The sequence below is a fragment of the Microlunatus elymi genome, assembly GCF_007362775.1.
Classification (GTDB): Bacteria; Actinomycetota; Actinomycetes; order Propionibacteriales; family Propionibacteriaceae; genus Microlunatus; species Microlunatus elymi.
The window spans coordinates 3,407,954-3,434,230 of record NZ_CP041692.1; the positions used below are offsets into that span (position 1 = coordinate 3,407,954).

At 67.0% G+C, this 26,277-nt stretch carries 17 protein-coding genes; 10 read left to right on the forward strand and 7 right to left on the reverse strand.

Going from position 1 to position 26,277, the window contains the following annotated elements; all coding sequences use genetic code 11:
• Positions 1-38: 38 nt before the first annotated feature.
• Genes FOE78_RS15210 through FOE78_RS15220 form a run of 3 tightly spaced genes read left to right on the forward strand, consistent with a single transcriptional unit; the run spans position 39 to position 4,493 of the window.
• Positions 39-1,463: a pectinesterase family protein gene (locus FOE78_RS15210; protein WP_168207539.1), complete on the forward strand. Its 1,425-nt coding sequence runs from the start codon at positions 39-41 to the stop codon at positions 1,461-1,463.
• Positions 1,460-2,572 (forward strand): alpha/beta hydrolase family protein, encoded by a 1,113-nt coding sequence (locus tag FOE78_RS15215; protein WP_143987056.1) that lies wholly within the window; start codon positions 1,460-1,462, stop codon positions 2,570-2,572. The genes FOE78_RS15210 and FOE78_RS15215 overlap by 4 nt, the downstream gene beginning before the upstream one ends.
• Before the next feature lie 4 nt (positions 2,573-2,576).
• The gene (locus FOE78_RS15220; protein WP_143987057.1) at positions 2,577-4,493 is read left to right on the forward strand and encodes a glycoside hydrolase family 127 protein; all 1,917 of its coding nucleotides are present in this window, start codon (positions 2,577-2,579) and stop codon (positions 4,491-4,493) included.
• 93 nt (positions 4,494-4,586) lie between these two features.
• Here FOE78_RS15220 and FOE78_RS15225 read toward each other — a convergent pair whose 3' ends face one another.
• Both FOE78_RS15225 and FOE78_RS15230 read right to left on the reverse strand, forming a co-directional pair.
• Positions 4,587-6,092, reverse strand: a complete 1,506-nt coding sequence (locus tag FOE78_RS15225) for an ABC transporter substrate-binding protein (protein WP_143987058.1) — start codon at positions 6,090-6,092, stop codon at positions 4,587-4,589.
• Positions 6,093-6,173: 81 nt separating this feature from the next.
• Positions 6,174-8,558, reverse strand: a complete 2,385-nt coding sequence (locus FOE78_RS15230) for an Ig-like domain-containing protein (protein ID WP_143987059.1) — start codon at positions 8,556-8,558, stop codon at positions 6,174-6,176.
• Positions 8,559-8,805: 247 nt separating this feature from the next.
• On the opposite strand from FOE78_RS15230, the gene FOE78_RS15235 reads away from it, so the two are divergent.
• The gene (locus FOE78_RS15235; RefSeq protein ID WP_143987060.1) at positions 8,806-11,514 is read left to right on the forward strand and encodes a hypothetical protein; all 2,709 of its coding nucleotides are present in this window, start codon (positions 8,806-8,808) and stop codon (positions 11,512-11,514) included.
• Here the strand turns inward: FOE78_RS15235 and FOE78_RS15240 are convergent, their stop codons facing one another.
• On the reverse strand, positions 11,515-12,366 hold the full coding sequence (locus tag FOE78_RS15240) for an NAD-dependent epimerase/dehydratase family protein (RefSeq protein WP_143987061.1): 852 nt from the start codon (positions 12,364-12,366) through the stop codon (positions 11,515-11,517).
• A 71-nt stretch (positions 12,367-12,437) separates the two neighbouring features.
• On the opposite strand from FOE78_RS15240, the gene FOE78_RS15245 reads away from it, so the two are divergent.
• On the forward strand, positions 12,438-15,032 hold the full coding sequence (locus FOE78_RS15245; protein ID WP_143987062.1) for an alpha-L-rhamnosidase: 2,595 nt from the start codon (positions 12,438-12,440) through the stop codon (positions 15,030-15,032).
• Here the strand turns inward: FOE78_RS15245 and FOE78_RS15250 are convergent, their stop codons facing one another.
• Complete coding sequence (locus FOE78_RS15250; RefSeq protein ID WP_143987063.1) at positions 15,033-16,061, reverse strand: LacI family DNA-binding transcriptional regulator; 1,029 nt, start codon at positions 16,059-16,061, stop codon at positions 15,033-15,035. It lies immediately after the preceding gene.
• A gap of 145 nt (positions 16,062-16,206) precedes the next feature.
• Between FOE78_RS15250 and FOE78_RS15255 the strand changes: the two genes are divergently transcribed.
• The 3 genes from FOE78_RS15255 to FOE78_RS15265 are packed head-to-tail and all read left to right on the forward strand — an operon-like array spanning position 16,207 to position 21,896.
• Positions 16,207-19,158: a glycoside hydrolase family 2 TIM barrel-domain containing protein gene (locus FOE78_RS15255; RefSeq protein ID WP_143987064.1), complete on the forward strand. Its 2,952-nt coding sequence runs from the start codon at positions 16,207-16,209 to the stop codon at positions 19,156-19,158.
• Positions 19,155-21,470, forward strand: coding sequence for a family 78 glycoside hydrolase catalytic domain (locus FOE78_RS15260; protein WP_168207540.1), 2,316 nt, complete (start codon positions 19,155-19,157; stop codon positions 21,468-21,470). Before FOE78_RS15255 ends, FOE78_RS15260 begins: the two co-directional genes overlap by 4 nt.
• Before the next feature lie 27 nt (positions 21,471-21,497).
• Positions 21,498-21,896 (forward strand): VOC family protein, encoded by a 399-nt coding sequence (locus tag FOE78_RS15265; RefSeq protein ID WP_143987066.1) that lies wholly within the window; start codon positions 21,498-21,500, stop codon positions 21,894-21,896.
• A gap of 16 nt (positions 21,897-21,912) precedes the next feature.
• On the opposite strand, the gene FOE78_RS15270 is transcribed toward FOE78_RS15265, so the two are convergent.
• Positions 21,913-22,224 carry a hypothetical protein gene (locus tag FOE78_RS15270; RefSeq protein ID WP_143987067.1) on the reverse strand — a complete coding sequence of 104 codons (312 nt, stop codon included), beginning with the start codon at positions 22,222-22,224 and terminating at the stop codon, positions 21,913-21,915.
• A gap of 190 nt (positions 22,225-22,414) precedes the next feature.
• Between FOE78_RS15270 and FOE78_RS15275 the strand changes: the two genes are divergently transcribed.
• Complete coding sequence (locus FOE78_RS15275) at positions 22,415-22,969, forward strand: ArsR/SmtB family transcription factor (protein ID WP_143987068.1); 555 nt, start codon at positions 22,415-22,417, stop codon at positions 22,967-22,969.
• Between the two features lie 12 nt (positions 22,970-22,981).
• On the forward strand, positions 22,982-24,250 hold the full coding sequence (locus tag FOE78_RS15280; RefSeq protein ID WP_143987069.1) for an MFS transporter: 1,269 nt from the start codon (positions 22,982-22,984) through the stop codon (positions 24,248-24,250).
• A gap of 2 nt (positions 24,251-24,252) precedes the next feature.
• On the opposite strand, the gene FOE78_RS15285 is transcribed toward FOE78_RS15280, so the two are convergent.
• Together FOE78_RS15285 and FOE78_RS15290 are read right to left on the reverse strand one after the other, a co-directional pair.
• A complete protein-coding gene (locus tag FOE78_RS15285) occupies positions 24,253-25,371 on the reverse strand; it encodes a Gfo/Idh/MocA family protein (RefSeq protein ID WP_143988823.1) in 1,119 nt (372 codons plus the stop codon).
• Positions 25,372-25,373: 2 nt separating this feature from the next.
• Positions 25,374-26,267: an amidohydrolase family protein gene (locus FOE78_RS15290; RefSeq protein WP_143987070.1), complete on the reverse strand. Its 894-nt coding sequence runs from the start codon at positions 26,265-26,267 to the stop codon at positions 25,374-25,376.
• Positions 26,268-26,277: the final 10 nt, after the last annotated feature.

Consider the following 26,277-nt stretch of genomic DNA (forward strand, 5'->3'; position numbering starts at 1 on the left):
CAGGCCGGATCAGGGTCCTCACCGGCGACGGTGTGCCGGTGGCCCGGATCGAGCCGGACGATGCGGGTCTGTCCCGTCGGACGGTCGGCGGTGCGCTCGACGACCGCGGGCTCCCCCACCTGTTCCGCTATCGGCCGTTCGAGGTTGATCACCGACACGGTGTGGTGACGGTCCATCCGCCGTTCGAACTGGCGCCGGCCACCTGGTATCGGATCGAGATCGACGGCAGGGCGACCGAATGGGCGTTTCGCACCCGTCCGGCCCTGCCGGCCGTCCTTGATCAACTACGAGTGGCCGCCGACGGCACCGCTGATTTCTGTACGGTGCAAGGTGCGATCGACGCCGCACCGACCGGACTCGATCGGCCGGTGATCATCACCGTCGCCGCAGGGCACTATCGAGAGTTGTGTTTCATCGCCGAACATCGGCCGCCGATGATCATCCGCGGCGCCGGCCGAGGACGCACGGTGATCAGCTACGCCAACAACAACCGGCTCAACGGCGTTGCGTCGGACAGTCGCTGCCGGCTGCGGCGGCTCGGCGATCGCGATCTCTACAACGGCTGGCGTGCCAACGTCGGCGTCGACGCCGCCGACGTCAGCTTCGAAGACCTGACCATGATCAACACCACCGGCCCGGGCGGATCCCAGGCGGAGGCGTTTCGCGGCAACCACGAACGACTGCTGCTGAACCGGGTCGAGTTGATCGGCCACCAGGACACCGTACGAGTGCAGGGTCGCGCCTTCCTGACCGAGTGCCGGATCAGCGGCACCGTCGATTTCGTCTGGGGCACCGGCGCGGTCTACCACTGGCGCAACGAGTTCCGCTCCCGGGCCGCCGGCTACGTCTTCCAGGTGCGCAACGGCGCCGACGAACGTGGTCACGTGCTTCGGGACTGCCGCTTCAGCCGCGAGGGTGCGGTGGTCGACAGGTCGGTGTGGATCGCTCGGACCGACACTTCCGCCTTCCCACACAGCGAAGTGAGCTTGATCGACTGCACTCTGGATCGGCACATCGCACCGAGCGGCTATCTGATCACCGGCGACGGACCGGCGACGGCGGTCCGATTCGCCGAGACCGGCAGCCGGGCTCCCGACGGCTCGCGTGTCGACCTTTCGCTGCGAACGGCCGCGATGCGGCGGCCGGACCGGCGGCGTACGGCTGCCGATGCAGATCCGGCGACGGTGTTGGACGGATGGGTGCCGCGCACCGTCAACGCCGGCGAGACGGCGGTGGAGCCGGGCGCGCAGGTGGTGATCAACTGGTCCGCACCGCCGGGACACTCGCCCGACGACCTGATCATGATCGGAGAACACGGGGTGTCGGTGGAGTCCTCGGCCACCCTCGGCGCCGTGGTCGTCACCGCACCGCGCCGCCCGGGCCGGCACCCGGTCAGCTTCCGGCCCGTCGGCGGAGACTCCCGATCCGGCGCCACCGCGACGATCGAGGTGATCGACAAATGAGTAGGCGACCAATCGCCGCCATCGACCCAGATGTGGCCGGGCAGCGTTCCGAAGAGATCAGAACGATGCCGCAACAGGCCGTCGGCGTTGACGTGGACTCCTTGATCACGCTGCACAGCGATGCAGACGTCGACGATCGGCGCGAACGGCTGATTCACCATGTCTGGAAGGGATCCGGACTCCCAGCCGAACGCCCGCTGGTGACCGCCGAGGTCGACTGCGCCGAACTGGCGAGCTTGGACGCCGGCCGGATCGACCGGCTGGTCCGGCCGCTCCCGCACCGTGGCACCGCCACCTCGTACCTGGTGCATCCGAGGAATCCGCAACCGGGCCGGCTCGGGATCTTCCTGTCCGGGCACGGAAACCCGCGTAGTCCCCGCTATCACCGACCTCAGCTCGCCGTGATGCAGGCGCTGCTGGACCGCGGCTACCGGGTCGGCTCGATCGACATGCCGTTCTTCGGTTGGAACACCGAGGTGACCTCGACCGGCTCGGTCGACCTGCCCGACGACTGGCCGGATCATCACGAGGTGCTGGCCGAGGTCGAGTCGGACGAGTTCTCCGCGGCACGGCTCTTCGTCGAGCCGGCGGTGACCTTGATCAACGAGGCCGCGGCGAGCGGACCGCCGGCCGACGTCGCGGTGATCGGCTTCTCCGGCGGCGCCTGGACCACCACGCTGCTCGCGGCACTCGATCCACGGGTCACCAGCAGCTTCCAGGTGGCCGGCTCGTCGCCGTTCTATCTGCGGCCGTTCCCGGTCGGCAAACCGAATTTCGGCGACTGGGAACAACGCCGGGAATCCCAACCGGGCTTGTACGACATCGCCGGCTATCTGGATCTGTACGTGCTCGGCGGTGCGGGTGCCGGCCGCCGTCAGTGGCAGATCCTCAATCGCTTCGACCCGGTCTGCTTCCCCGGCGTCGGCCACCGCAGCTATGCCCAGCCCGTTGCCGATCGCGCGGCAGCCCTGGGCGGGGCGTTCGAGGTGGTCGACGACCCGACCCACGGCGAACACCAGATCTCCCCGTACGCGATCTCGGTGATCGCCTGGGAGCTTGATCAGAACCGTCAGCTTGATCAACTGTCTTCTCCCACGACCCAGGAGTGATGTCGTGCAGCTCACCGCCGCACCAGCCGGCCCCATCCGACCGACCGCGTCGGCGCGGCTCGATCAACGTCCCGACGTACGCGCCGAGATCACCGGCGGCCTGCTCGGACACTGGCAGCAGGTCAACCGAAAAGCCAGCATCCCGCTGGGCATCGGCCAGTTGGAGCAGGCCGGCAACTACGACAACCTGCGGCTGGCTGCCGGCAACTGCGTCGACGCCGTCCATCGTGGCCCGGTCTACATGGACTCCGACATCTACAAAATGCTGGAGAGTGCCGGCTTTCAGCTCGAGACCGGTGCTGACGACGAGCTGATCGACTTCGTCCGGGCGGCTGCCGAGTTGATCATCGCGGCACAGGCCGACGACGGCTACCTCAACTCCTACTATCAGGTTCGCGCGCCCGAGAAGCGTTACGCCGAGTTGACCAACTCGCACGAGCTCTACACCGCGGGCCATCTGCTGCAGGCTGCGGTCGCGCTGGCGCGCGCGGGCCATGATCAACTGATGCAGCCGGCGCTTCGGCTGGCCGATCATCTGGTCGAGGTGTTTCTTGATCAACGCTGTCCGCACCTGGACGGCCATCCCGAAGTCGAGACCGCGCTGGTCGAGCTCTACCGGCAGACCGGCAAGGCCGACTACCTGGAACTGGCTCGTCGACTGATCGAAGATCGCGGCCGCGGGCTCGCCGGTCGCCACACCGTCGGCTCGGCCTACTTCCAGGACGCACTGCCCATACGAGAGATGCCGATCCTGACCGGACACGCGGTCCGAGCGATGTATCTGGAGGCGGGCATCGTCGACGTCGCGGTCGAGACCGACGACCGGAGCCTGCTCGACGCGTCGGTCCGGCGCTGGCAGGACATGGTCGCCAGCAAGACCGTGATCACCGGCGGCAACGGCGCTCGGATGCTCAAGGAGGCGTTCGGCGAGGGCTACGAACTGCCGAGTGACCAGTCCTACAACGAAACCTGCGCCGCGGTCGCTGCGATCCATTGGAGCTGGCGACTGCTGCTGGCCACCGGAGAGGCGCGCTATGCGGACCTGATCGAGCGAACCCTCTACAACGTGTTCGGGGCGTCGGTGTCGGCCGACGGGACCGAATTCTTCAAGGGCAACCCGCTGCAACGTCGTCATGATCATGAACAGGTGATCGGCGATCCGCGGTATCGCGGTGGCTGGTTCTGGTCGGCCTGCTGCCCGCCGAACGTGACCCGGTTGATGGCGTCCCTGCAGCACTATCTCGCCACCAGCACCGACGACAGTCTGACCGTCCAGCAGTACGCCGCCGCCCGGCTGTCGGCCGACGTGGCCGGCGATCCGGTGACACTTCGGCTGGAGTCTGATCTGCCCTGGGACGGCCGAGTGATGATCACCGTGGACGCGGCGGGCGGCCGGGAGTGGACGCTGCGGCTGCGACAGCCGTCGTGGAGCCCCACGGTGCGGCTGTTGATCAACCAGGAGCCGCAGGTCGTCGAGCCGGACGGCTCCGGCTACCTGTCGTTGCGCCGCAGCTGGCAGCGCGGGGACAGCATCGAGTTGATCTTGGATCTGCGGCCGCGACTGATCCGTGCGCATCCGATGATCGATGCGGTCCGTGGCTGTCTGGCGATCGAACGCGGACCGCTGGTCTACTGTTTCGAGCAGGCCGATCAGGAGCCGGGCGTCGACAGCGAGCGGCTGCGGATCTCCCCGGACGCACCGATCACCGTGTTGCCGGTCGAGGAGCTACCGGGAATCGGCCGGACGGTCCGGCTGCAGCTGCCCGCCGAGGAGTTGATCGGGCTGCCGGCCGACGGCCTGCCGTACTTCGCCGATCCCGTACGGGTGCGGACGCGACCCGTGACGGCTACTGCCCTGCCGTACTTCCAGTGGTCCAATCGGGACCGGCTGCCGATGCGCGTGTGGCTGCCCGCAGGCTGACTGTTTCCTTTCCCCACAACGAAACGGGCCCGTCCGGATGATCCGGACGGGCCCGTTCGGGTGGATCAGTCGATCACCAGCTCGGCCGGTCGATCACCAATCCTTGCCGGCTGCCGCCTGGGCCTTGATGTAGGCCGGCACGTCGGTCGCCTCGGCCACCTGCAAGGCAGCGCTCGGGCTCATCCCGTCCTTCAGCACGTGCTGCCGGAAGATCTCCCAGTAGGGGATGTCCCAGTACTCGGTGTTCTTGTAGTCCTTGATCACCGCGTTCTGGCCCCAGAACACCGCCGACGTGTCGACGTGGTCGAGCTCGGGAATGTCCACCCCGAAGGCCTTCTCGGTCGCCGTGTTCTCCAACACCGGCTTCAAGGCGTAGCGGGACAAGGCGATCTGCCCGTCCTCCGAGGTCAGCCACTTGATCATCTGCAGCGCCGTGTCCTGATGCTTGGACTGCGGCGGCACGAATGCGGCGGTCTGATTCGGCTGGTAGGTCGCCTTCGATCCCTTCGTCAGCACCGGCACCGGTGCCACTCCGAGATCGACCGACTTGTTCCACTCGGCGAAGTCGGCACGGTCGTCGGGGTCGGTGAACAGCGCACTGCCTTCGTACTTCGGCAGCTTGCTCAGCGTGTCCACCGCCATCGCGACATGCCCGGGCCGGCTCATGTCGCCCTTGACCAGATCGTCCACGGTGGTGAAGTTGTTCCCGGGGATGGTCAGGAACTGATACATGGTGGAGGCGACCTGCTGGTAGGCCGCCGAGGTCAGGTCGACCTTGACGTCCTCGGGTGCCGGCTCCTCCGAACCCGTGTCCAGAAATGGATAGGCACCGAGCTGATTCAGCTCCACGTAGTTGTCCGGATGCTGCATGTAACCCTTGTAGTGGTCCGTGCCGTCATCTCGGGTCAGCTTCTTGGCCTTCTTGTACGCCTGGGCATACGTCATCCCCGCCTTCGGGTAGGACACCCCGAACTTGTCGAAGATCTTCTTGTTGTAGTAGAGCATGTAATCGTCGACGAAGATCGGCACACCGTAGATGCCGCCGTCCGACCGGGATTTCACCTGCTCGACCGCACCCTGGTTGAGCTTGGTCAGGTCGATGCCGGCGTCGGCGATCTGCTGGGTCAGGTCCTGCACCCAGCCCATCGGTTCAAGATCACGATCGATCCGGTTCCGCGGGTTGTCCAACACGATGTCGGGCACCACGCCGGCTGCTTTCAGATCCTCGTACCGCACCGGGTAGTCCCAGGTGGCGTACTTGATGTCGGCATCGGGGAAGGCCGCCTGCAGCTTGTCCCCGATGATCTTGTCGAACGTCGCCGACGCGTCCTGATGGTTGCCGTTGTCGCTGGCACCGTACTCGAACGGCTTGTAGTTCGCGGCAAAGATGAACACCTGGTCCGGTGCGACACAGAAGTCCACCTTGTACCGGTTCGGCACGTTCACCGCACCCGGCAGATTGCAGTCCGGGTCGGTCGCCGCAGCAGCCTTGGACGGCGCGATCAGTCCGGTGGTCGCGATCAGCGCCGCGGCGCCGAGCGCAACCACCGTCCTGAACCGCTTCCCGGTGGTGAATCTGTTCTTGCTCAGTCTTGGCATACGAGTCTCCTTCGATCTCGTCTGTGGTCAGTCCCCGAGCGATCTGTGGTGGTGTGGCGATCCGCTTGCCGCCCGCGCGCGTCAGCCGTTGATCTTGATGTTGTGAAAGCGGGCCGTGCTGTAGTTGGTGATCTTGTTGTCCTGCTTGTTCGAGTCGATCACCAGGCCGACGTACAGCTTCTTCGGCATCACGATCCGTTCGTAGCCGACGCGCGTCCACTGCAGCGAGTCGTTGCCGAAGTGGGCCTCGAATTCGGTGCCCCGCTTGATCAGTCGCACCCAACGCGGCTTGATCGGGTTCACCTCGCCGTCGTCGTACGGGTAGTCGCTGACGCTCGCCTCGGTGGCGAACGAGCGGATCCGGCTGACGTGATCCTTCAGTCCGTCGCGGGAGACCATCACCCCGCCGGTGAAGAACGGCGCGTCCGGCTCCAGCGACTCGCGGAACATCAGTCCGGCGTAGATGCCGTCCCACTCGCGGCTCAGCTCGTCGATCCGGGCGATGATCTCGACCACATCGTTCGGACCCGCGCTGATCGGCCGATACAGGTAGTGGAACGCGTCGGTCTTGCGCAGCGCGCTGACGTCGGTGCTGACGTCGGTGCTGTTGGCGCCGTTGCTCCTGATCTTGCCGGCACCGGAGATGGTGATGTCGCCGGTGGTGGCGTCCTTGAAGGCACCGCCGGCCAATCCCACCTCACCGATGTCGGCGGAGGTCCAGGACTTGATCTTCGCACTCCGGGCCAGATGCACCGGTACGCCGGTGGACTGCACCTTGGCGCCACGATCGTCGGTCACCTTGGCCGACAGGTACCAGTTGCCCAGTGGAGCGTTGTTCCAGGTCGCCCGGTACGGCGCGGCCGTGGCCGTGCCGAACAACGTGTCGTCGGCGTAGAACTCGACCTTGCTGATCTTGGACCCGGTAACCGCGGTGACGTCGGCCGAGACCGTGATCGACTTCGTCGCCTTGCCGTTGGCGACCACGTTATCGGCCTTCGGCGAGGTGATCTTCACGCTCGGATACTCGGTGATGTCGGGCTTGATCGAGTTCAGGTAGTGCTCGACATTTGCGTAGCCGTCGTCGGCGATCGCGGTCCCGTCGGCCGGATCGGTCGGATCAAGATCATGAGCGGTCTCCCAGTCGTCCGGGATGCCGTCGTGATCGCTGTCCTTCGGGGCATCGCCGTTGTCCAGCACGGGGTAGCCGCCGACCTCGCTCTGCGAGTTGATCAACCGGCCGAGCCCGTGCCGCAGTTCGTTCAACAGCCGGGTGTCGACGGAGTCGTAGTGCGGAATGCTCGCGCCGACACCGGCCAGAACGGTCTGGTAGGCCTCGTCCGGAGTCTGCGTTTTTTCGCGTGGGTTGGGAATCGCGGCCGGCTCCGGCAACAGGGTGATCCCGCCGACGGCGAGTTCGATGCCCTTGGTGTTGTCCTTGGTGATCTCCGGATGCCCGACGATCTTGTTGTCGGCGAGGTACCAGTTGCCACCGCGGTAGGGCTCGATCACGTGCGGAGCAACCGAGTCCAGGGTGGCCGGTCCGGGCTTGTAGTAGTTGCCCACCATGTTGATGCCCTCGCACCACTCGGCGCCGTAACAGGACGTGTAGCCGTAGTCGAAGATCACGTTGTTGCGATAGTCCACCAACTGCTTCATGTCCTCGGTGAAGCTGAAGCGCGGGTTCCGGCCACCGTGGTGGATCAACAGGTTGTTGTAGTAGGAGATGTTCTGGCCGCCCCACAGGCCGCCGTAGCCGTGCAGGCCCTTGACGTGATCGGACATCGCCAGCCCCTCGTGGATCAGGCAGTTGGAGACCGTGACGTCGTAGTTGCCGTACAGCGAGAAGCATTCGTCGACGCCCCAGCCGACCGAGCAGTGGTCCACCACAATGTTGCGCCGGCCGCGGCCGTTCATGGTGTCGATCTCGAGCTTCTGCCGGTCGCCCGCACGCACCCGCAGATAGCGGATGATCACGTTGCTGGCGTCGACACTGAACTCGTTGCCGGTGATCTGGATGCCGTCACCCGGCGCGGTCTGCCCGGCAATGGTGAGGTTGTTGCCGGTGATGTTGATGCCGTCTTCGAGTTCGATCGTGCCGCCGACGCGGAACACCACGATCCGGTCGTCGGCCGACACCGCGTCCCGGAGCGTGCCTTTGGCGCCGCCGCCGTCGAGCGAGGTGACCTCGTAGATCTTCCCGCCGCGGCCGCCGGTGGTGAACTTGCCGGCGCCTTCGCAACCGGGGAACGCCGGCACCGTGTTGCCCTTGACCGCCGCCTGCTGGGCCGGTGCAGCCTTGTAGTTGATCTTGCCCGCCGATGGGGCGTCCGGGGTCGCGTGCGCCCGTTGTGCCTGCAGAACCGCGATGGCTGTCCCGGCTACCGCGGCGCCGGCCACGAAACGCCGCCGGCCGAACCCGACCATCGTGTGCCCAGACCCGTCGGTCGTCGTCTCGGTGCTGGTCATCCGTACTCCTTCCCGCGCTGCCCTGCGCGGAGACTGTCGGCTCGAACCGGCACTCGCCGGGAGTCGTGTGAGCTGATGCGGCGAAATGCCGCTGGAATACCGGGAACCTAGCGAGCTTCCCACCAGTACGTCAATAACCACGCCGACGCGGGTCAAAACTAGCTCGATAGTGGCATACCACTCTTGACGCGATGTTCCGGTGCAGTGTTAGATCCAGGTGAGCGTGATCAACTTCAGGGAGCACCGCGTGCGGTACGCAGAGATCAGTCAGCCCACAACCACCTCGGCCCGGATCCGGTACGGAGTCCGGCTGCTGACCGAAGCCCTCGGTCGCAACGGGTATCGCGTACGAGCCGGCGGGACCGGGTCAGCCGGCGAGCCGGCCGACCCGGGAACGCACCGGATCGTCATCGACGGCCGGGACAGCGAGGTGATCTCCGGCCTGGAGAGCACTGATCAACTTCTCTACACCAGTGGCGCTCCCGGCCCGGACGGGTTCTACCTCGCGGTGATCGGCGATCAACGCCTGGTGATCACCGGCGGCAACGACAACGGCGTGTTGTACGGCTGCCAGGAGCTCGCCCGGGTCCTGGACGAGACCGAGGATCTCCCCCGCGATCTTGATCACGGCGAGACCCCGGACCTGACCGTTCGCGGACCGGCCGTGGGCCTGCAGAAGACGACCGTCGAGCCGCCTCGGCAGACGTATGAGTATCCGATCACCCCGGATCGATTCGCCTGGTTCTACGACCGGAGTCTGTGGACCGACTTCCTCGATCTGCTGTTCGAACAGCGCGCCAACGTGATCTACCTGTGGAGCGGACACCCGTTCTCCTCCTTCGTCCGGTTGCCCGACTATCCGGAGGCTCTGGAGGTCACCGAGGACGAACTGGCCGCGAACACGGAACTGCTGCACTGGCTGACGACCGAGGCGGACAAGCGCGGCATCTGGGTGGTGCTGAAGTTCTACAACATCCACATCCCGCTGCCCTTCGCCGAGCATCACCGGATCCCGCTGCGACAGCCCAAGCCGACGCCACTGGTCTCCGATTACACCCGCGCGGCCATCGCCGCTTTCGTGCGGACCTTTCCCAATGTCGGCCTGTACGTCTGCCTGGGCGAGACGTTGCACGGCGACACCTACGGCGCCGAGTGGCTGATCGACACCATCCTGCCGGCGGTACTGGACGGCGCAGCAGGTCGCGCTGAGCTGCCGCCGGTGATCTTGCGCGCGCACGCTCTCGATCTTGGTCCGGTGCTGGACAAGGCCAAGCATCACTATCCGCGGCTGCTGACCGAGGCCAAGTACAACGGCGAGTCGCTGACCACCGTCAGCCCGCGCGGCAAGTGGCAACAGATCCATCGCGAGCTGGCCTCGTCGGTGGAAACCCACATCGCCAACGTGCACATCCTGGCCAACCTGGAGCCGTTCCGTTACGGCGCGGTGAGCTTCATCCGACGCAGCGTCCTTTCGATGCTGCATCGACTCGACGCCGGCGGCCTGCACCTGTATCCCCTGTTCTACTGGGAATGGCCCTACTCCCCCGACCGGTCCAAACCCAGACTTCGCCAACTCGACCGCGACCGGATCTGGTACGAGGCGTGGTTCCGCTATGCCTGGAAGGCAGATCGCGACCCGCGGGCCGAGCGCCGGTTCTGGATCGACCGGCTGGCGGAGCAGTTCGGCAGCTCGGAGGCGGGCCGGGCCGCCCTCGACGGCTACGAGGCACTCGGCCAGATCGCTCCGCGGCTGGTTCGCCGACTCGGCATCACCGAGGGCAACCGGCAGACCCTGAATCTGGGTATGACGATGAGCCAGCTGATCAATCCGAGCCGGCATCGGGCCTGGGCCGACCTCTGGGAATCCCAAGCACCACAGGGAGAACGGTTGGACGACTACGTCCGGCGGGAACTGTCCGGCGAGCCGCATGTCGGCGAGACTCCGCTCAGCGTGATCGACGACTGCCGGCACTTCGCCGAGCGGGCCCGGCGCGCGTTGGACGAGGGCTGGAGTCAGGTCGACACCGACGCGTGCGAATACGCCAGGCTGTGTTCGGACGCCGAAGCGATGTCCTTGATCGTCGAGTTCTACCGGCTCCGGGTGTCGGCCGCGATCGACGTGCTGACCTATCGGCATCAGCTCGCCGGCACCGACGGCACCCGGGTGACCCTGCTGGAGCAGGCCGCGAGCAAGATCGACACCAGCCTGCGGCACTATCGCGAGCTTGCGGCGCTGACCGCCAACACCTATCTGTACGCCAACAGCATGCAGACCCCGCAGCGGAAGGTCCCGTTCCGAGACGGGCGGCAGTTCGGGCAGTGGCAGCAGTGCCTGCCGGAATTCGAAGCCGAGCTGGAGAATTTCAAGATCAACATCCGTCGGTTGGCCATCGGCGCGATCACGCCCGGCGGGTCTCGATCTTCAGCCACCGAGCCCTTCGTGGCGACGCCGTTCACTCTCACCGGCGGCGAAGCGGAGGTGTTCACCGTGAAGGCGGGTGCGTCCGTGTTCGCCGACGCGGACGGCAACCTGCGTCGCGTCGCCCCGGAACTGGACGGGCTTCAGGGCGTACGCATCAACAAGGCGGACGGGTTCGCCGGTGCGGTGCCGATCACCATCACCCTTGATCAACCGGCTCAACTCCTGATCGGCTATTTCCGCGACGACGCCGCGGTCTGGGTCCAGCCACCCAACCTGGAGACCGACACCCACGCGGACGATCGGGGCGGCCTCGACCCGGTGCTTCGGCGTGGGCTGGAGATCGACTTCCATCCACCCGTGGACGTGCATGCCCTGCGCTACGAGGCGGGTACCCACGTCCTCGACGTCGGTCGCGGCGCCTACCTGATCGCCGGCGTGGTCAGTGCAGACCAGGCCTTCACCGGTCGAACCGCGGGCGAGTCGGATGATCAGGTCAACGACCTGGACTGGCTGTTCGACGAACCCGACGCGTGATCAGCGGGCAAGTTCGTCCCGCCAGAGGTGTTGCGGCCGGTATCCGAGCCGCTCGACCGCCTTGTCGATCGACATCAGGGTCTCGTGCTCGCCGAGTTCCTTGCGCAGCAGAACATCGGGGAAGGCCTGTCGAGCAAGATCAACACTGGGCACCGTCAGGCCGGTGTCGGAGGCTGCGACGTTGTAGACCTCGAAGCCGGGCTCGGCGTGCTGCAACGCGAGATCGATCAGCTGCGCGCCGTCCCGGGCATCCACGTAGGACCACATCAGGTCCCGTCGGTACGCCGGATCGCCAGCCCGATCGGCAAAGGCCTGATACTCCCCCTGTTGGGTGACGTTGGTGAACCGCAATGCGGTGATGCTCAGGCTCGGCCGCCGGCGAACCAATTGGCCGGCCATCGCCTCCTCCATCACCTTGACCATCCCGTAGGTGTTGTTGGAACGGCCGCCCGAGTCCTCGTCCAACGGCAGGTAGGCCGGCGGTTCGGCGAACGGGAACCCCATCGCGGTGATGCTGGACGCGTACACGATGTTGTCGATGCCGGCCCGCAGGGCCGCATGCATCACGTTGAACGTGGTGATCATGTTGTTGTGGAAGACGGTCGCGTCCGGCACCGGCCCGTTGACCGGGATCGCCGCCAGGTGGACGATCGCGTCCAAGCCGTCATGCCGGGCTGTGATGCCGAGCAGCCCGTCCAGCGTCTGCCCGTAGTCGGTGAAGTCGATCATGCTGAAGTCGAACCCGGGCTGCCCGGCCCGATCGAGTCCGAGCACGGCGTGTCCGGCTTCCCGCAGCCGCAGGCAGGTGGCCCGGCCGAGTTTGCCGGAGCTTCCGGTAACAGCGATTCTCATGAGCTCATCCTGCTACATCTCTGACACAATGTGCTTGATCACTTGAAACGTGTCAGAAAGGTTGTCCCGACATGCCGGTCAGCGTTCATCAGGTCCGGGCTGAACATCATCACGCCCCGCTCGGCATCGGTGAGGACCGCCCGCGGATCTCCTGGCAGGTGACCGCCGATCCGCAGTGGGAACAGCGGGGCTATCAGCTCGAGATCACCCGATCCGAGGTCGACATCCACACCGTCGCCAGTCACGAGCAGGTGCTGGTCGCCTGGCCGTCCGAACCGCTGCACTCCCGCGAGCGCGCCACCGTACGGGTCCGGGTGTTCGGCGCCGACGACCGGCAGTCGGACTGGAGCGAACCGCTGATCATCGAGGCCGGCCTGCTGGATCCGATGGACTGGCGGGCGATTCCGGTCGGTCCGGACTGGTCCGAGGACGCCGAGTCCGACGAACGCCGGCCCGCCCTGGTACGCCGCGAGTTCCGGCTCGACGCGGAGCTCGCCTCGGCCCGGCTGTACGCCACCGCGCACGGTCTGTACGAGGTCGAGCTCAACGGTCGCCGCGTCGGCGACGAGGCGCTCGCCCCGGGCTGGACCGTGTATCCCCGCCGGCTGCGCTACCAGACCTACGACGTGACCGAGCTGCTGCGTCCGGGCGCGAACGCCATCGGCTCCTGGCTGGGCGACGGCTGGTACCGCGGCCGGCTCGGCTGGCGCGGCGGCTTCCGCAACCTGTTCGGCCACGATCTCGGCCTGATCGCCCAGTTGGAGCTGACGTTCACCGACGGCCGAACCAAGATCATCAGCACCGATCACACCTGGCGGGCAGCCCGTTCCCCGATCCTGCACGCCGGCAACTACGACGGCGAAGCCTACGACGCGCGCGAGGAGTGGCCCGGTTGGTCCGAACCCGGATTCGACGACTCGGCCTGGTCCTGGGTGAAGCCCGGTCAACGAGATCCGCGGACGCTGGTGGCGCCCGACGGTCCGCCGGTGCGTTGCACCGAGGAGATCAAGCCGCTTGCCGTCCTGACCACCCCGTCCGGCAAGCAGGTGCTCGACTTCGGCCAGAACTTCGTCGGCCGGATCAGGATCCGGGTCACCGGTCCACGCGGCCACAAGCTCAGCTTGAGGACCGCCGAGGTGATGCAGCAGGGCGAGATCTACACCCGGCCGCTGCGGGAGGCGAAGTCGACCGACACGTACATCCTGGCCGGGTCCGACCGCGAGGAATGGGAACCACGGTTCACGTTTCACGGCTTCCGCTACGCCGAGGTGATCGGCTGGCCCGGCGACCTCGGCGCGGCCGTCGCGGCCGGCGACGTGATCGGCCGCGTCTATCACAGCGACCTGGAACGCACCGGCAGCTTCGACTGCTCGAACCCGATGCTGACCCAGCTGCATCGCAACGTGGTCTGGGGGATGCGCGGAAACTTCGTCGACGTGCCGACCGACTGCCCACAGCGCGACGAGCGGGTGGGCTGGACCGGCGACATCCAGATCTTCGCCCCGACCGCTGCCGACCTCTACGACGTGTCCGGATTCCTGCGGTCCTGGTTGAAGGATCTCGCGATCGATCAGCTCCCCGACGGGACCGTGCCCTGGTACGTCCCGGTGATCCCGGCGCACGCGACCTGGACTCCGATCCGACCGGGAGCCGCCTGGGGCGACGTCGCGGTGTTGACGCCGTGGCTGCTCTATCAGCGCTACGGCGATGCGCAGATTCTGCGCGATCAGTACGCCAGCGCCAAGTCCTGGGTCGACCTGATCGACCGCCTGGCCGGGCCGGATCACCTGTGGGACAAGGGATTCCAGCTCGGCGACTGGCTCGACCCGGACGCACCCCCGCAGGATCCGGCGGACGGCAAGACCGACAAGTATCTGGTCGCCACGGCCTACTTCGCGCACTCGACGGCCACGCTGGCCAAGATCGCCGAGACGATCGGGGAGGCCGCGGACGCCGATCACTACCGCGGCCTGGCGCAGCAGGTCCGACAGGCGTTCTGCACCGAGTACGTGATCACCGACGGCGATCGACTGCGGATGAGCAGCGACGCGCAGACCGCGTACGCGCTGGCGATCGGCTTCGATCTTCTCCCGGACGAGTCGAGCAAGGACGCTGCCGGAGTGCGGCTGGCCGAGTTGGTCGCCAAGGCGGACAACAGGATCTCCACCGGTTTCGTCGGTACGCCGCTGGTTTCCGACGCGTTGTCCGGCACGGGCCAGCTGGACACCGCCTACCGACTGCTACTGGAGACCGAATGCCCGTCCTGGCTCTACGCCGTCACCCAGGGCGCCACCACCGTCTGGGAACGCTGGGACAGCCTGCTGCCCGACGGCACCGTCAACCCGGGAACGATGACCTCGTTCAATCACTACGCTCTGGGCGCGGTGGCCGATTGGATGCATCGGGTGCTGGCCGGACTCGACGTGATCGAGCCCGGCTACCGCAAGATCAGTTTCCGGCCGCAGCCCGGCGGTGGGTTGTCCTGGGCACAAGCCCGGCTGGTGACCCCGTACGGACCGGCCGGGATCCGCTGGCAGCTTGACGATCGGCAACTGCAGGTCGAGTTGGACGTGCCGACCGGCAGCAGCGGCGTCGTCCAGCTGCCGGGGCAGCAACCGCAGCAGGTCGGCTCCGGCCATCACCGGCTGACCTGCCGGCTCGATTGATCAACTGCGCCGGCGAGTTCGGCTCTTGGCGCTGCTGGCCCGGATCACCAGCTCGGGCGCGAAGACTCGGTGTGGTTCGGCCAGCGGCCCGTCGCTGTCGATGGTTTCCAGCAGGAGATCGATGGCTGCTCGGCCGAATTCCTCGTGCGGCGGGCGGATCGAGCTGAGCGGCACGATCGCATTCTCCGCGTACTCGATGTTGTCGTAGCCGACGATCGCGATGTCTGCACCGATGTCGATGCCCGAGGTGCTCAAGGTCTGCGCCAGGCCGATCGCGATCAGGTCGTTGGCGGTGAAGATCGCGGTCGGCCGGGCCGTCCGCGGCCTGGCCGCAATCGCCGCACCCACCTCGTGCCCGGTGGCGATCAGCCGGGTGCCGACGTCGATCACCTCCAGCGTTGCGGTGCCCGACTCTCGTACGGCAACACTGGCGCCCTGCAAGCGATCGGACACCTGCTGGACGCTGATCGGCCCGCCGACGAAGGCGATCCGGCGACGGCCGGTCTTGATCAAGTGCTCGGCTGCCAGGCGGCCGCCGAGCACGTCGTCGATCGACACCGAGGGCTGCAGCTCGGATCCGGCCCGCCGGCCGACCAGCACCGACGGCGTGCCGTGGCGGCGAATCGCCTGCAGGCGATCTTCGATCGGCAACGGCGAACCGACCAGCAGTCCGCGCACCCCGTACTCCTGGAACAGCGCCAGGTACGAGTCCTCGCGGTGCCGTTCACCTTTCGAGTTGGCCAGGAAGACGGAGTAGCCGGCCTCTGCCGCGCGCTCCTCGGCACCCTCGGCCAGCGTGCTGAAGAACGGATTCGAGACATCCGGCGCGATGTAGGCGATGGTCGTGCTGTGACCCAGTCGCAGTTGCCGGGCTGCGTTGTTGCGAACGAATCCGAGCTGATCGATGGCCTGCTGGATCCGGTCGGCCTTCTGAGCCGACACCCGGTCGGGATGATTGAGGAAATGGGAGACCGTACCCATCGACACGCCGGCGTACGCCGCGACCTCGCGGATCCCCACCCGAGCCATCCCGCACCTCCTTGCAGACCCCGGACATCCTGCCATGATCATCGCTCGCGGGGATCGGTCCCGGCCTTGACGCTTCGACACGCCCACCCTACGATCGGATTCTGAAACGCTTCAAACCGTCGCTTCAACCGCAGCCAGGAGCAGCATGACCGAAGCCGGTCGGACCGACTTCCCCAGCGATCCTTGCCCGGGCTCGGGCCGCCGCAGGCCTCGAGCCGATGCCATCTCCGATGCGCCCGCGCTGAATCTGAACGGGAACTGGCGCTTCCGCTGGTCCCCCACCGACCGCGGCACCGGCGACCGATTTGCCGATCCCGCGCTTGATGATCACGAATGGGACCAGATCGCGGTGCCCGGACATTGGGTGCTCCAGGGCTACGACCAGCCGCTCTACACCAACACCGCCTTCCCCTTCCCGATCGATCCGCCACGGGTGCCCACCGACAATCCGACCGGCGACTACCGGGTCCGCTTCGACCTGCCCGTCGACTGGGCAGCTGATCAGGGCCGCGACGTGCTTCGCTTCCAGGGCGTCGATTCCTGTGCCACGGTCTGGTTGAACGGATCGCTGCTCGGACACTCCAAGGGCAGCCGGTTGCCGTTCGAGTTCGACCTCGGCGATCGGTTGCGGCCGCAGGACAACGTGCTCGCGGTCCGCGTCCATCGTTGGTCCTCCGGCTCCTATCTGGAGGACCAGGACATGTGGTGGCTGCCGGGAATCTTCCGTGACGTCGCGTTGCTGCGCCGACCCGCCGACGGGATCGACGACTACTTCGTACACGCCGACTACGACCCCGAGACCGGCAACGGCATCCTGCGGGTCGACGCCGACCGCCCGGGCCGGGTGGCGATCGACGAGCTCGAGCTGGACGTCGGCACCGGCGAGCAGGTCGAGATCGCTGCGGTCGAACCGTGGAGCGCCGAATCTCCCCGGCTCTACCGTGGCCGCCTGCAGGCCGGCGGGGAGACGATCGAGCTGGCCGTCGGCTTCAGGCGGGTCGAGATCCGCGACGGCCGTTTCTTGATCAACGGTGCGCCGACCTATCTCCGCGGGGTTAATCGACACGAGCACCATCCGGACGTGGGCCGCAGTCTCGATCGGCAGACCATGATCACCGACGTGATCATGATGAAGCGGGCAGGCATCAACGCGGTCCGTACCGCGCACTATCCGCCGCATCCTGAGTTCCTCCGGCTCTGCGACGAATACGGCCTGTGGGTCGTCGACGAGTGCGACATCGAGACGCACGGCTTCATCTACGCCGGCTGGCGCGGCAATCCGCTGGCCGAGCCGCTGTGGCGTGAGGCGCTGCTGGATCGCATCGAGCGGATGGTCGAGCGGGACAAGAATCATCCGAGTGTGGTGATCTGGTCGCTCGGCAACGAGAGCGACGGCGGCGACAACCTGGCCGAGCTCGAGCGCTGGATCCGGCGCCGGGATCCCAGCCGCCCCCTGCACTACGAGCGCGATCGCAGCTATCGGCATTCCGACTTCTACAGCCTGATGTATCCGGACCTGGACACCCTGGAGGCGATCGGTCGACGTCGCGAAGACACCCCGGACGGTGTCGAGCCGGGCTCCGAAGTTGATCAACGACGCCGCGGATTGCCCTTCCTGCTCTGCGAATACGCCCATGCGATGGGCAACGGACCGGGCTCCCTGGACGACTATCAACGCGTCCTCGACGAGCATGATCGATTCGCCGGCGCCTTCGTCTGGGAGTGGATCGATCACGGACTGACCGGCATCGCCGACGACGGCAGCAGGTACCTCCGACACGGCGGCGACATCGACTATCAGCCCAACGGCGGCCGCTACTGCCTGGACGGATTGCTGTTCGCCGACCGTACGCCGTCGCCCGGCCTGGCCGAGCTGCAGAAGGTGATCCAGCCGATCTCGTTCGGCAGATCATCGGGTCAGAACCCGCAGGAGTTGGTGATCACGAACCGTCATGATCACCGGGACCTGACCGGGCTGCGGTTCGGCTGGAGCCACGCGATCGACGGCCGGGAGCGATCGTCCGGCGAGTTGGCGGTGCCTGCCTGTGGTCCGCGGGAGACGGTCACGGTCCCGCTGCCGGCGCTCGTCGACGAGGAGGGCGAGGGCCAGTTGACGATCGAGGCGCGGCTGGCCGATGGCGCCGGCTGGGCGGCCGCCGGCCACCGGGTGGCCTGGGAGCAGTTTCCGGTCGGCAGCGGAAAGCCGCGGCGTCTGGCGCGCGCCCCGGCGCTGCCGTCGGCCCGGGCTCGGGACGAGCCTGCGGTCGCCGAATTCGATCATGAGACCGGTCGGCTGCTCAGCATCGGCGACGTCCCGGTGCTGTCGCCGACACTCGACGTCTGTCGGGCGCCGGTCGAGAACGATCATGGTCAGGGCAGCCGGAATGATCTTGCTCGGGTCTGGTCCGCAGTCGGGCTGGATCGCTTCCTGCACGGGGTCGACAAGATCGACGCCGGCCGGACGGATCGGCTGGTGGTGTTCGGCCGCAGCGGACCGGCGTCGCAGACGCTCGGCTTCCGGACTCGGCTCGAGTGGCTGTTGCGTCCCGATCACCTCCGGCTGGAGGTGACCGCCGAGCCGGTCGGTGATTGGGATCCGACCGGTTACGGCGATCATCGGGTGCGTCCGCCGCGGGTCGGTCTGCGGCTCGGGCTTCCGTCCGGTTACGACCGGGTGCGGTGGTTCGGCCCAGGACCCGAGGAGAGTTATCGAGACAGCAGGAGTGCCGCCGCGGTCGGTCTGTACGAGCGCACGATCGAGGACCTGCAGACGCCGTACCCGGTGCCGCAGGAGAACGGAAATCACGTCGACACCCGCTGGCTGGAGCTGTCCGGGCGCGGGTTGCCGACGTTGCGGATCGACGGCGATCCGGTGATCGACTTCACCGCTCGTCGATGGACCGGTGAGCAGTTGGCCGCAGCCGGACATCCGTACGAGCTGGTCGATTCCCACCGGCTGTGGCTCAATCTTGATCATGGTCAGCAGGGCCTCGGCAGCGCGGCGTGCGGGCCCGCCCTGCCGCAGAAATACCTGCTGCCGCTGCAGACCTACCGCTTTGCGGTGGAGTTCACTCCGCTGCCCGGGGAGCGATCGTGACCGCAGCACGAATTGTTGATCTTGAGGATGCCGCCTGGATCACCCATCCACACTGGGCGAACGACGAACCACCGCCGGAGCCGCCGGTGCTGCGGACGGTGATCGAGATTGATCAACAACCGGTCAGCGCGCGGGTGACGATCGCCGCCCTGGGTGTGTGGGTCGGCCACCTGGGCGGCCGGCCGGTGACCGCGGATGTCCTGGAGCCGGGCAGCAGCGAGTTCCGCACCCGCGTGGCCGCCACCAGCCACGACCTCACCGAACTGCTGGTTCCGGGCCGCAACGAGTTCGTGCTGCAGCTCGGCGAAGGCAGCGCGCACGTGCGCCGGATCCCCGGCCGCTACACCAAGTTCGAGGGACGGCGAGTGGCACCACGGGCCCGGGTCACGTTCGTGCTCGACTTCGCCGACGGCTCACGGCGAGTGATCAACTCCGGCGACGGATGGCAGGCCCGGCTCGGCCCGACCACGCTGTCGCACTGGTACGGCGGTGAGGAGTACGACGCGCGGCTGCAACCGGACGGTTGGCTCAGCGCCGACGGCACCGGTGATCATGACTGGACGGCGGCGGTCGTCGTCGACGCCGCCAACGGGCCGCAGCCGTGGCAGCGTCATACGCCGCCGGCGCGGGTGATCGAGACCCTGCAGCCGGTGAGCAGGACGTCGGTGGGCGACGCGGTGATCTTCGACTTCGGCCGCAACCTGGCCGGTCGTGAGGTCGTACGGCTCGGCCCCGGGTTCCCGCCGGGTGCGCGAGTCGAACTGTGGCCGGCCGAATACCTGAACGAGTCCGGGCAGGTTGATCAACACTCCACCGGCCGGCCGATCTTCGACTGCTTTCGCGGGCGCGGTGGTGCTGCTCAGTGGCGACCGCAGTTCTGTTATCACGGCTTCCGCTACCTGGAGGCACGTCTGTTCGACGCCGACGGCACGGCGATGCCGGCGACCGTGGAGTTGATCACGGTCGAAGCCGAGCGGATCATGACCGCCGATCGGGCCGTCGGCTCGTTCGCCAGCTCCGATCCCGTTCTGGACGGGATCCACCGGCTGGTGGGGAACGCGATCGACTCCAACCTGATGAGCGTGCCGACCGACTGCCCGCATCGGGAGAAGCTCGGCTGGCTGGAGCAGGACCATCTGGTCTTCGAGCCGGTGTCGTTCCGCTACGACGTCCGCGGGCACTTCGCCGACCTGATCACCCACCTGGCCGACGCCCAGACCGCGGAGGGACTGATCCCCGACATCGCCCCGGAGTTGGTGATCTTCGACATCGCCACCCACATCGGCTCGGACTTCGGCTACCGCGACGACGTCAACTGGGGCAGCGCGATCTGGCGGTTGCCGCTGCTGCTCTACCGCACCTACGGTGATCTCGGGCCGGCCAGGGAGGCATGGGCGCCCGGCCTGCGCTACTTGGCCTACATCGACCGACTCGCCGACGCTCATCCTGATCACGGGAAACTCCTCGATCACGGGCTGGCGGACTGGATCAGCTTGGACGACTCGACTCCACGGCCGCTGGTTGCCTCGTACGGGCATGCCCGGATGCTCGACGCCGCAGCCGAACTGGCTCCGCTGATCGGCCACGAGCACGACGCCGTACGATTCCGTCGCCGTGCCGCGCAGATCCGAGCCGAGCTGGCTCGGCAATACCTCACCGCACATCCCGAGCGACCGGTCACGGTCGACAGTCAGGCGAGCCTGGCGTTGCTGCTGGACCTCGGCGGGGTGCTCGACGGCCGGCACCAGCAGGCCGCGGAAAGCCTTCTGCTGCAACGGATTCATGCCGACGGAGATCGATTCACCATCGGGGAGATCGGACTGCCGGCGCTGCTGCGGCAACTCACCCGGCTCGGCGAGCACGAGTTGATCAGGACCATGGCCACGCGCACCGATCAGCCGAGCTACGGCCAGATGCTGGCCGACGGCTGTACGGCGTTGGCCGAGCACTGGACCGGCGTCGCGTCGGGCGCCTCGGCCAACCACTTCATGCTGGGCTACATCGATCGCTGGCTGACCGGATCGGTGGCCGGCCTCGCCCAGGCGCCGGACGACGTCGGCTGGCGCCGTGCCCGGATCGCTCCGATTCCCTTGTCCGGCGTCGATTCCGCCCGGGCCGAGCACCGTACCGCGCTCGGCCTCTGGGCGGTCGACTGGTCGCGCGACGCCGACCGTCTGCGACTCACCGTGGTGGTGCCGGCGGGTGGCGAGGCGGAGCTCATCACCCCGCCCGGCATGGTCGGGGCGGACCATCCGAGTGCGGCCACCGCTCCGATTCTCGGCCCGGGCGAACACGTCCTGCTGTTCCGCTGACGAGCCGAGATCGCTACAGTGCCGAGCATGGCTGGAATCCGCGGATTCACCGGTTGGCTCGGTGTTGTCCTGGGATCACCCGATCCTGTTGCGCTGGCGAGGTTCTACCGCGACCTGTTCGGCTGGGAGATCTCCGGCGAGGAACCGACCTGGGTGACGATGCAGATGCGCGACGCCGACGGCAAAGGCACCTGGAGCAACCTCGCGTTCCAGTTGGAGACCGTCTACGAGCGTCCGGTCTGGCCGAACGAGGCGGGCAAACAGCAGATGCAGTTCCACCTCGATGTCGGTGTTCGCGACGTCGCCGCCGCGGTCGAGGATGCCAAGGCGCTGGGTGCTCAACTCGCGGAATTCCAACCCCAGCAGGATGTCCGGGTGATGCTCGACCCGGACGGACACCCGTTCTGTCTCTACCTGGACGACTGACCCGTTCGCCGGCTGATCAGCGGAAGATCCAGTAGCCGGATGCCGCCATCGGGATCAGTCCGAGCAACACCAACGGGTGATACAGCGGCCGCCGGTTCACACCCAGCACCGCCGCCGCGCTCATCAACCCGATCACTCCGGTCATCACCCAGAGGCCGACGACGTCGGAGTGCGCCAGGTCGTGTTCCCCGCGCAGCACCAGGTATCCCGCGAGCGTGGCCGAGATCGCGCCCATCACGATCATGATCAACAGCGACGCGAGCACCCGTTGGGTGATATCCAGACTGCGCCGCTCGGCCTCGCTGCGCGGAGTCATCTCGTCGCTCATGTCGCTGGCTGCTCGCGGCTTTCCCACCGTCAGCCCCATTCTGTTAGTGCCCTGACCATGAGGACTGTACCGGCCACTGTTGGAACCATGGGCCTCACCCACCCGGAATACAGAAATCTCTCGACAGACACCTATCGAAAGCGTCCTATCGAGAGTACTGTGTCGACATGCCTCTCTCATGGAAGCTCCGATGACCAACCCGTACGGCGACGTCGAACTCGACGCCGCCGGGATGCGGGCGCTGGCCCACCCCGTCCGGGTCAAGATCCTGTTCGAACTGCGGTCCGAGCCCGCGACCGCCACCATGCTCAGCTCCAAGGTGGGCGCATCTCCGTCGGTGACGAGTTGGCATCTACGCCACCTCGCCCAGCACGGACTGATCGAGGACGCCCCCGAGCTCGGGCGCGGCCGCGAGCGCTGGTGGCGAGCCATCGGCACCGGGTTTCGCTACATCGTCACCGACGAGGCCAGCAAGTCGGCCGCGGAGTCGCTGCAAACCGCGCTGGATCAGGTGTCGGGCGATGTGGTCGGCGAGTGGCGTCGTACGGTCGCGCCCCAGCTCGAACCGGCCTGGCTGGCACCGGCAGGGACCCAGGACACCCAGATCGACCTCACGGTCGACGAACTCGACGAGGTGAATCGCGCGTTCGAGCAGATCCTGGCGCCGTACGTCCGCCGCAAGCGCAAGCCCGCGGCCGCTCGCCCGGTGCGGATCATCCGCCACACCATGCCCGCCGCCGACTGAAGCGCACCGATCATGTGGAAGTTGCTGCGGCGTAATCCGCGCTACGCCCGCCTGTGGTCCGGCGAGTCGGTGTCGATGTTCGGCGATCAGGTGACCGCGCTCGCGCTGCCGATGATCGCGATCATGCTGTTGCATGCGCCCGCCTGGCAGCTGGGGCTGCTGACCGCGGCGAGCTGGATCCCGTACCTGTTCGCACTGCCGATCGGCACCCTGGTCGATCGGATCCGGACCAAGCGGCTGGTGCTGGTGGCCGCTGACCTCTGCCGGGCGCTGCTGCTGGCTACCATCCCGGTGGCGTTCGTCCTGCACCGGTTGGGATTCGGTCAGTTGATCATGGTCGCGATCCTGGTCGGTCTGGCCGCGGTGGTGTCACAAACTGCGTATGTGACCTTCTTCGTCCGGGTGATCGACACCGACGACGTGATGGCCGCGAATTCACTCAACTCGACCGCACGGTCGGCGACCGGATTGGCCGGCCCGCCGGCCGCGGGCTGGCTGATCCAGGCCCTCGGTGCCCCGCTGGCACTGATCGTCGACTGTGGTTCCTATCTGGTCTCGGCAGCCACGCTCGCGCGGCTGCGGGTGACCGAGCCGAAACCGCAGGTCAGTCGCCAACGCATCCTCGGCGACGCTCTGGACGGGCTGCGAACCTTGCTGCGTGACCGCTGGCAGTCAACCACGCTGTGGTGCACCGCCTGCATGAACCTTGCCAACTTCGCGATTCTGGCGATCGTGCTGGTCTTCGCCACCCGCAGTCTCGGCCTCACTCCGGCGGCCATCGGCACCGCCCAGGGGATCGGTGCCACCGGTGCGTTGATCGGAGCGTTGCTCGCGGGCCGGGTGTCGTCCCGTATCGGGCTGTTCCCGACCACGATGATCGGGTCGATCTTGTTCTCGCTGCCGTTCCTGCCGCTGGTGCTGACCCCGGCCGCAGCGTCGAACGCGACCAAGATCATCTTGTATGCCGGCTGCACCTTCCTGATCACCGGCGGCATCATGCTGTACGACATCACGATCAACACCGTGCTGGTCAAGGTCACGCCCGATCACATGCGCGGCCGCATCGCCGGCGCCTTCTCCTCGATCAACTACGGCATCCGGCCGGCCGGTGCGCTGCTCGGCGGCGTCGCGGCCGAACTCTGGGGCACCCGCATCACCATCGCCGTCGCGGCCTGTGTCGGACTGCTGGCCGTGCTGCCGCTGCTCCGCTCCCCGCTGCGCGGTTGCCGCACGATGGCCGACGTGGTGCCTACTTCCCTGCCCAGCAAGGAAAGTGCGTAGCGTCAGTCCGGGCCGACGCCGGCACCGTCGTGCGGTCGGATCCCGCCGGTCGCGTCGGAAGCGTAGGCTGCCTCCACCAGCGCCATGGTCTTGAAGACGTCGTCGATCCCGGTGGGCAGCGTGTCCAGCTCGCCGGTGACGTGGCGTTGCAGCACCCCCATCGACCAGATGAACGCGTCCGGGAACCAGCTGCCCTCGAACGGCATCGACTGCCAGCCACTTCCAAGATCATCGGTACGGATGATCTTCAGCGAGTCGGCCCGCCCCTTCGGATAGTCCATCAGCACACCCATCTCGGCCCGGATCGCGCCGCGGGTGCCTTCCCATTTGATGAAACTCTGCTCGTGCTCGGGACCGTACAGATGATCATGATTGGTGCTGATCAGCGCTCGCACCGGCCGGTCACCGTAATGCAGGATGATCGCGGTACGGGAGTTGGCATGCTGCTTGGCCGGATGCCGGACCGTGCTGCAGGAGACCGAATCCGGATCGCCGAGAAAGCTGCGGATCAGATCCAGGTAATGGATGCTGTGCATGTTGATCTCGAGCCGATCCAGGCCCAGCACCGCCGGGAAGTACTCCCACGGCGTGTTCACCTCGACCACGATCTCCAGGTCGTACAACTCGCCGATCTCACCGGCGGCAATCGCCCGGCGGGCTGCGGTCACGTACGGCGCGAACCGCAACTGGGTGTTCACCGCGGCCAGCAGCGACTTGCGCCGGACCACGTCCATGATCGCCAGCGTGTCCGACCAGCGGTTGCCGATCGGCTTCTGCAACAACACCGGTGCCCCGTCCGGTAACTGCTGCAGGGTCGCCACGTAGTGCTCCGGCATCAGCGCAAGATCGAATACCGCATCCGGCGGTGCGGCCGCGATCGCCTCGGCGACACTGCCGTACGCCGCTGGAATGTCGTACTCGGCCGCCAGCTTCGCGGCCTTGTCGATCTTGACGTCCGCGATCCCGGCCACCGGATACTGCGCTGTACGGTAGGCCGGCAGATGTGCGTCGGCGACGATACCGCCGGCGCCCAGGATCACGATCGGACGCGGTCTGCTCGGCAGCACCGGGAGATAACCCGGATCCAACCGCAATTCGGGCCGACCGTCGTCCCCGGCCATGATCACTTCCGGATTCCTGCGGCCGCAGATCGGGCGGCGACCGCGGCGTCCACCCGTAGCGGATCCAACCGATACCAGCGAATCGCGTTGCCGCCCAGGATCGCAGCCTGCTCGAGTTCGCTGAGCCGATCCAGACACCCCCGGACGGCCGGCCAGGTCCGCTCGTAGTCACCGCCGATGATCGCCACCGGCCAGTCGCCCCCGTAGATCAGCCGATCGGTGCCGAACACCTCCAGCGCGCGATCCACGTACGGTGTCAACTGGTCCGCGGTCCAGCCGGCCGGATCGTCACCGGCGGCGTACAGTCCGGAAACCTTTGCCAGCACGTTCGTCCGCCGGCCGACCTCGCCGATCAGCGTCCACCACGGTTCTCGCTCGGTCAGGCCGATCGGTGGCTTGGCCAGGTGGTCGATGACGATGATCAACTCCGGATGCCGGTCGGCGACCTCGATGATCACCTCCAGATGTCGGGGCAGTACGGCCGGTACGTCCAGCGGCAGCCCCGCTCGTTCCAACACCGCGAGCCCGCGATCGACCGGGTCGGTCAGCAGCCAGTTCGGATCCGCACGGTCATGGATGAGATTGCGGATGCCGACCAGCAGCGGAGACCGATCCATGATCAACTGCTGCGCCTCGTCCGGGCGATCCAGCGGCACCCAGCCGACCACCCCCAGCACCCGCGGGTCCGCGGCGGTCTCGATCATCAGCTCGGTGTCGGCGAGGGTGTCGTCGGCCTGCACCAGGACGGTGCCGTCGATGCCGGCGGCATCCAGGTGCCGCAGCCCCTCGGCCAGTCCGATGTCGCGGCGCAGCGGCCCCATCGCATCGGCCGACAGCCAGGCGTACCGGCTCCTGGTCCGGTCCCAGACATGCTGGTGGGCATCGATGATGATCATGATCGGTTGG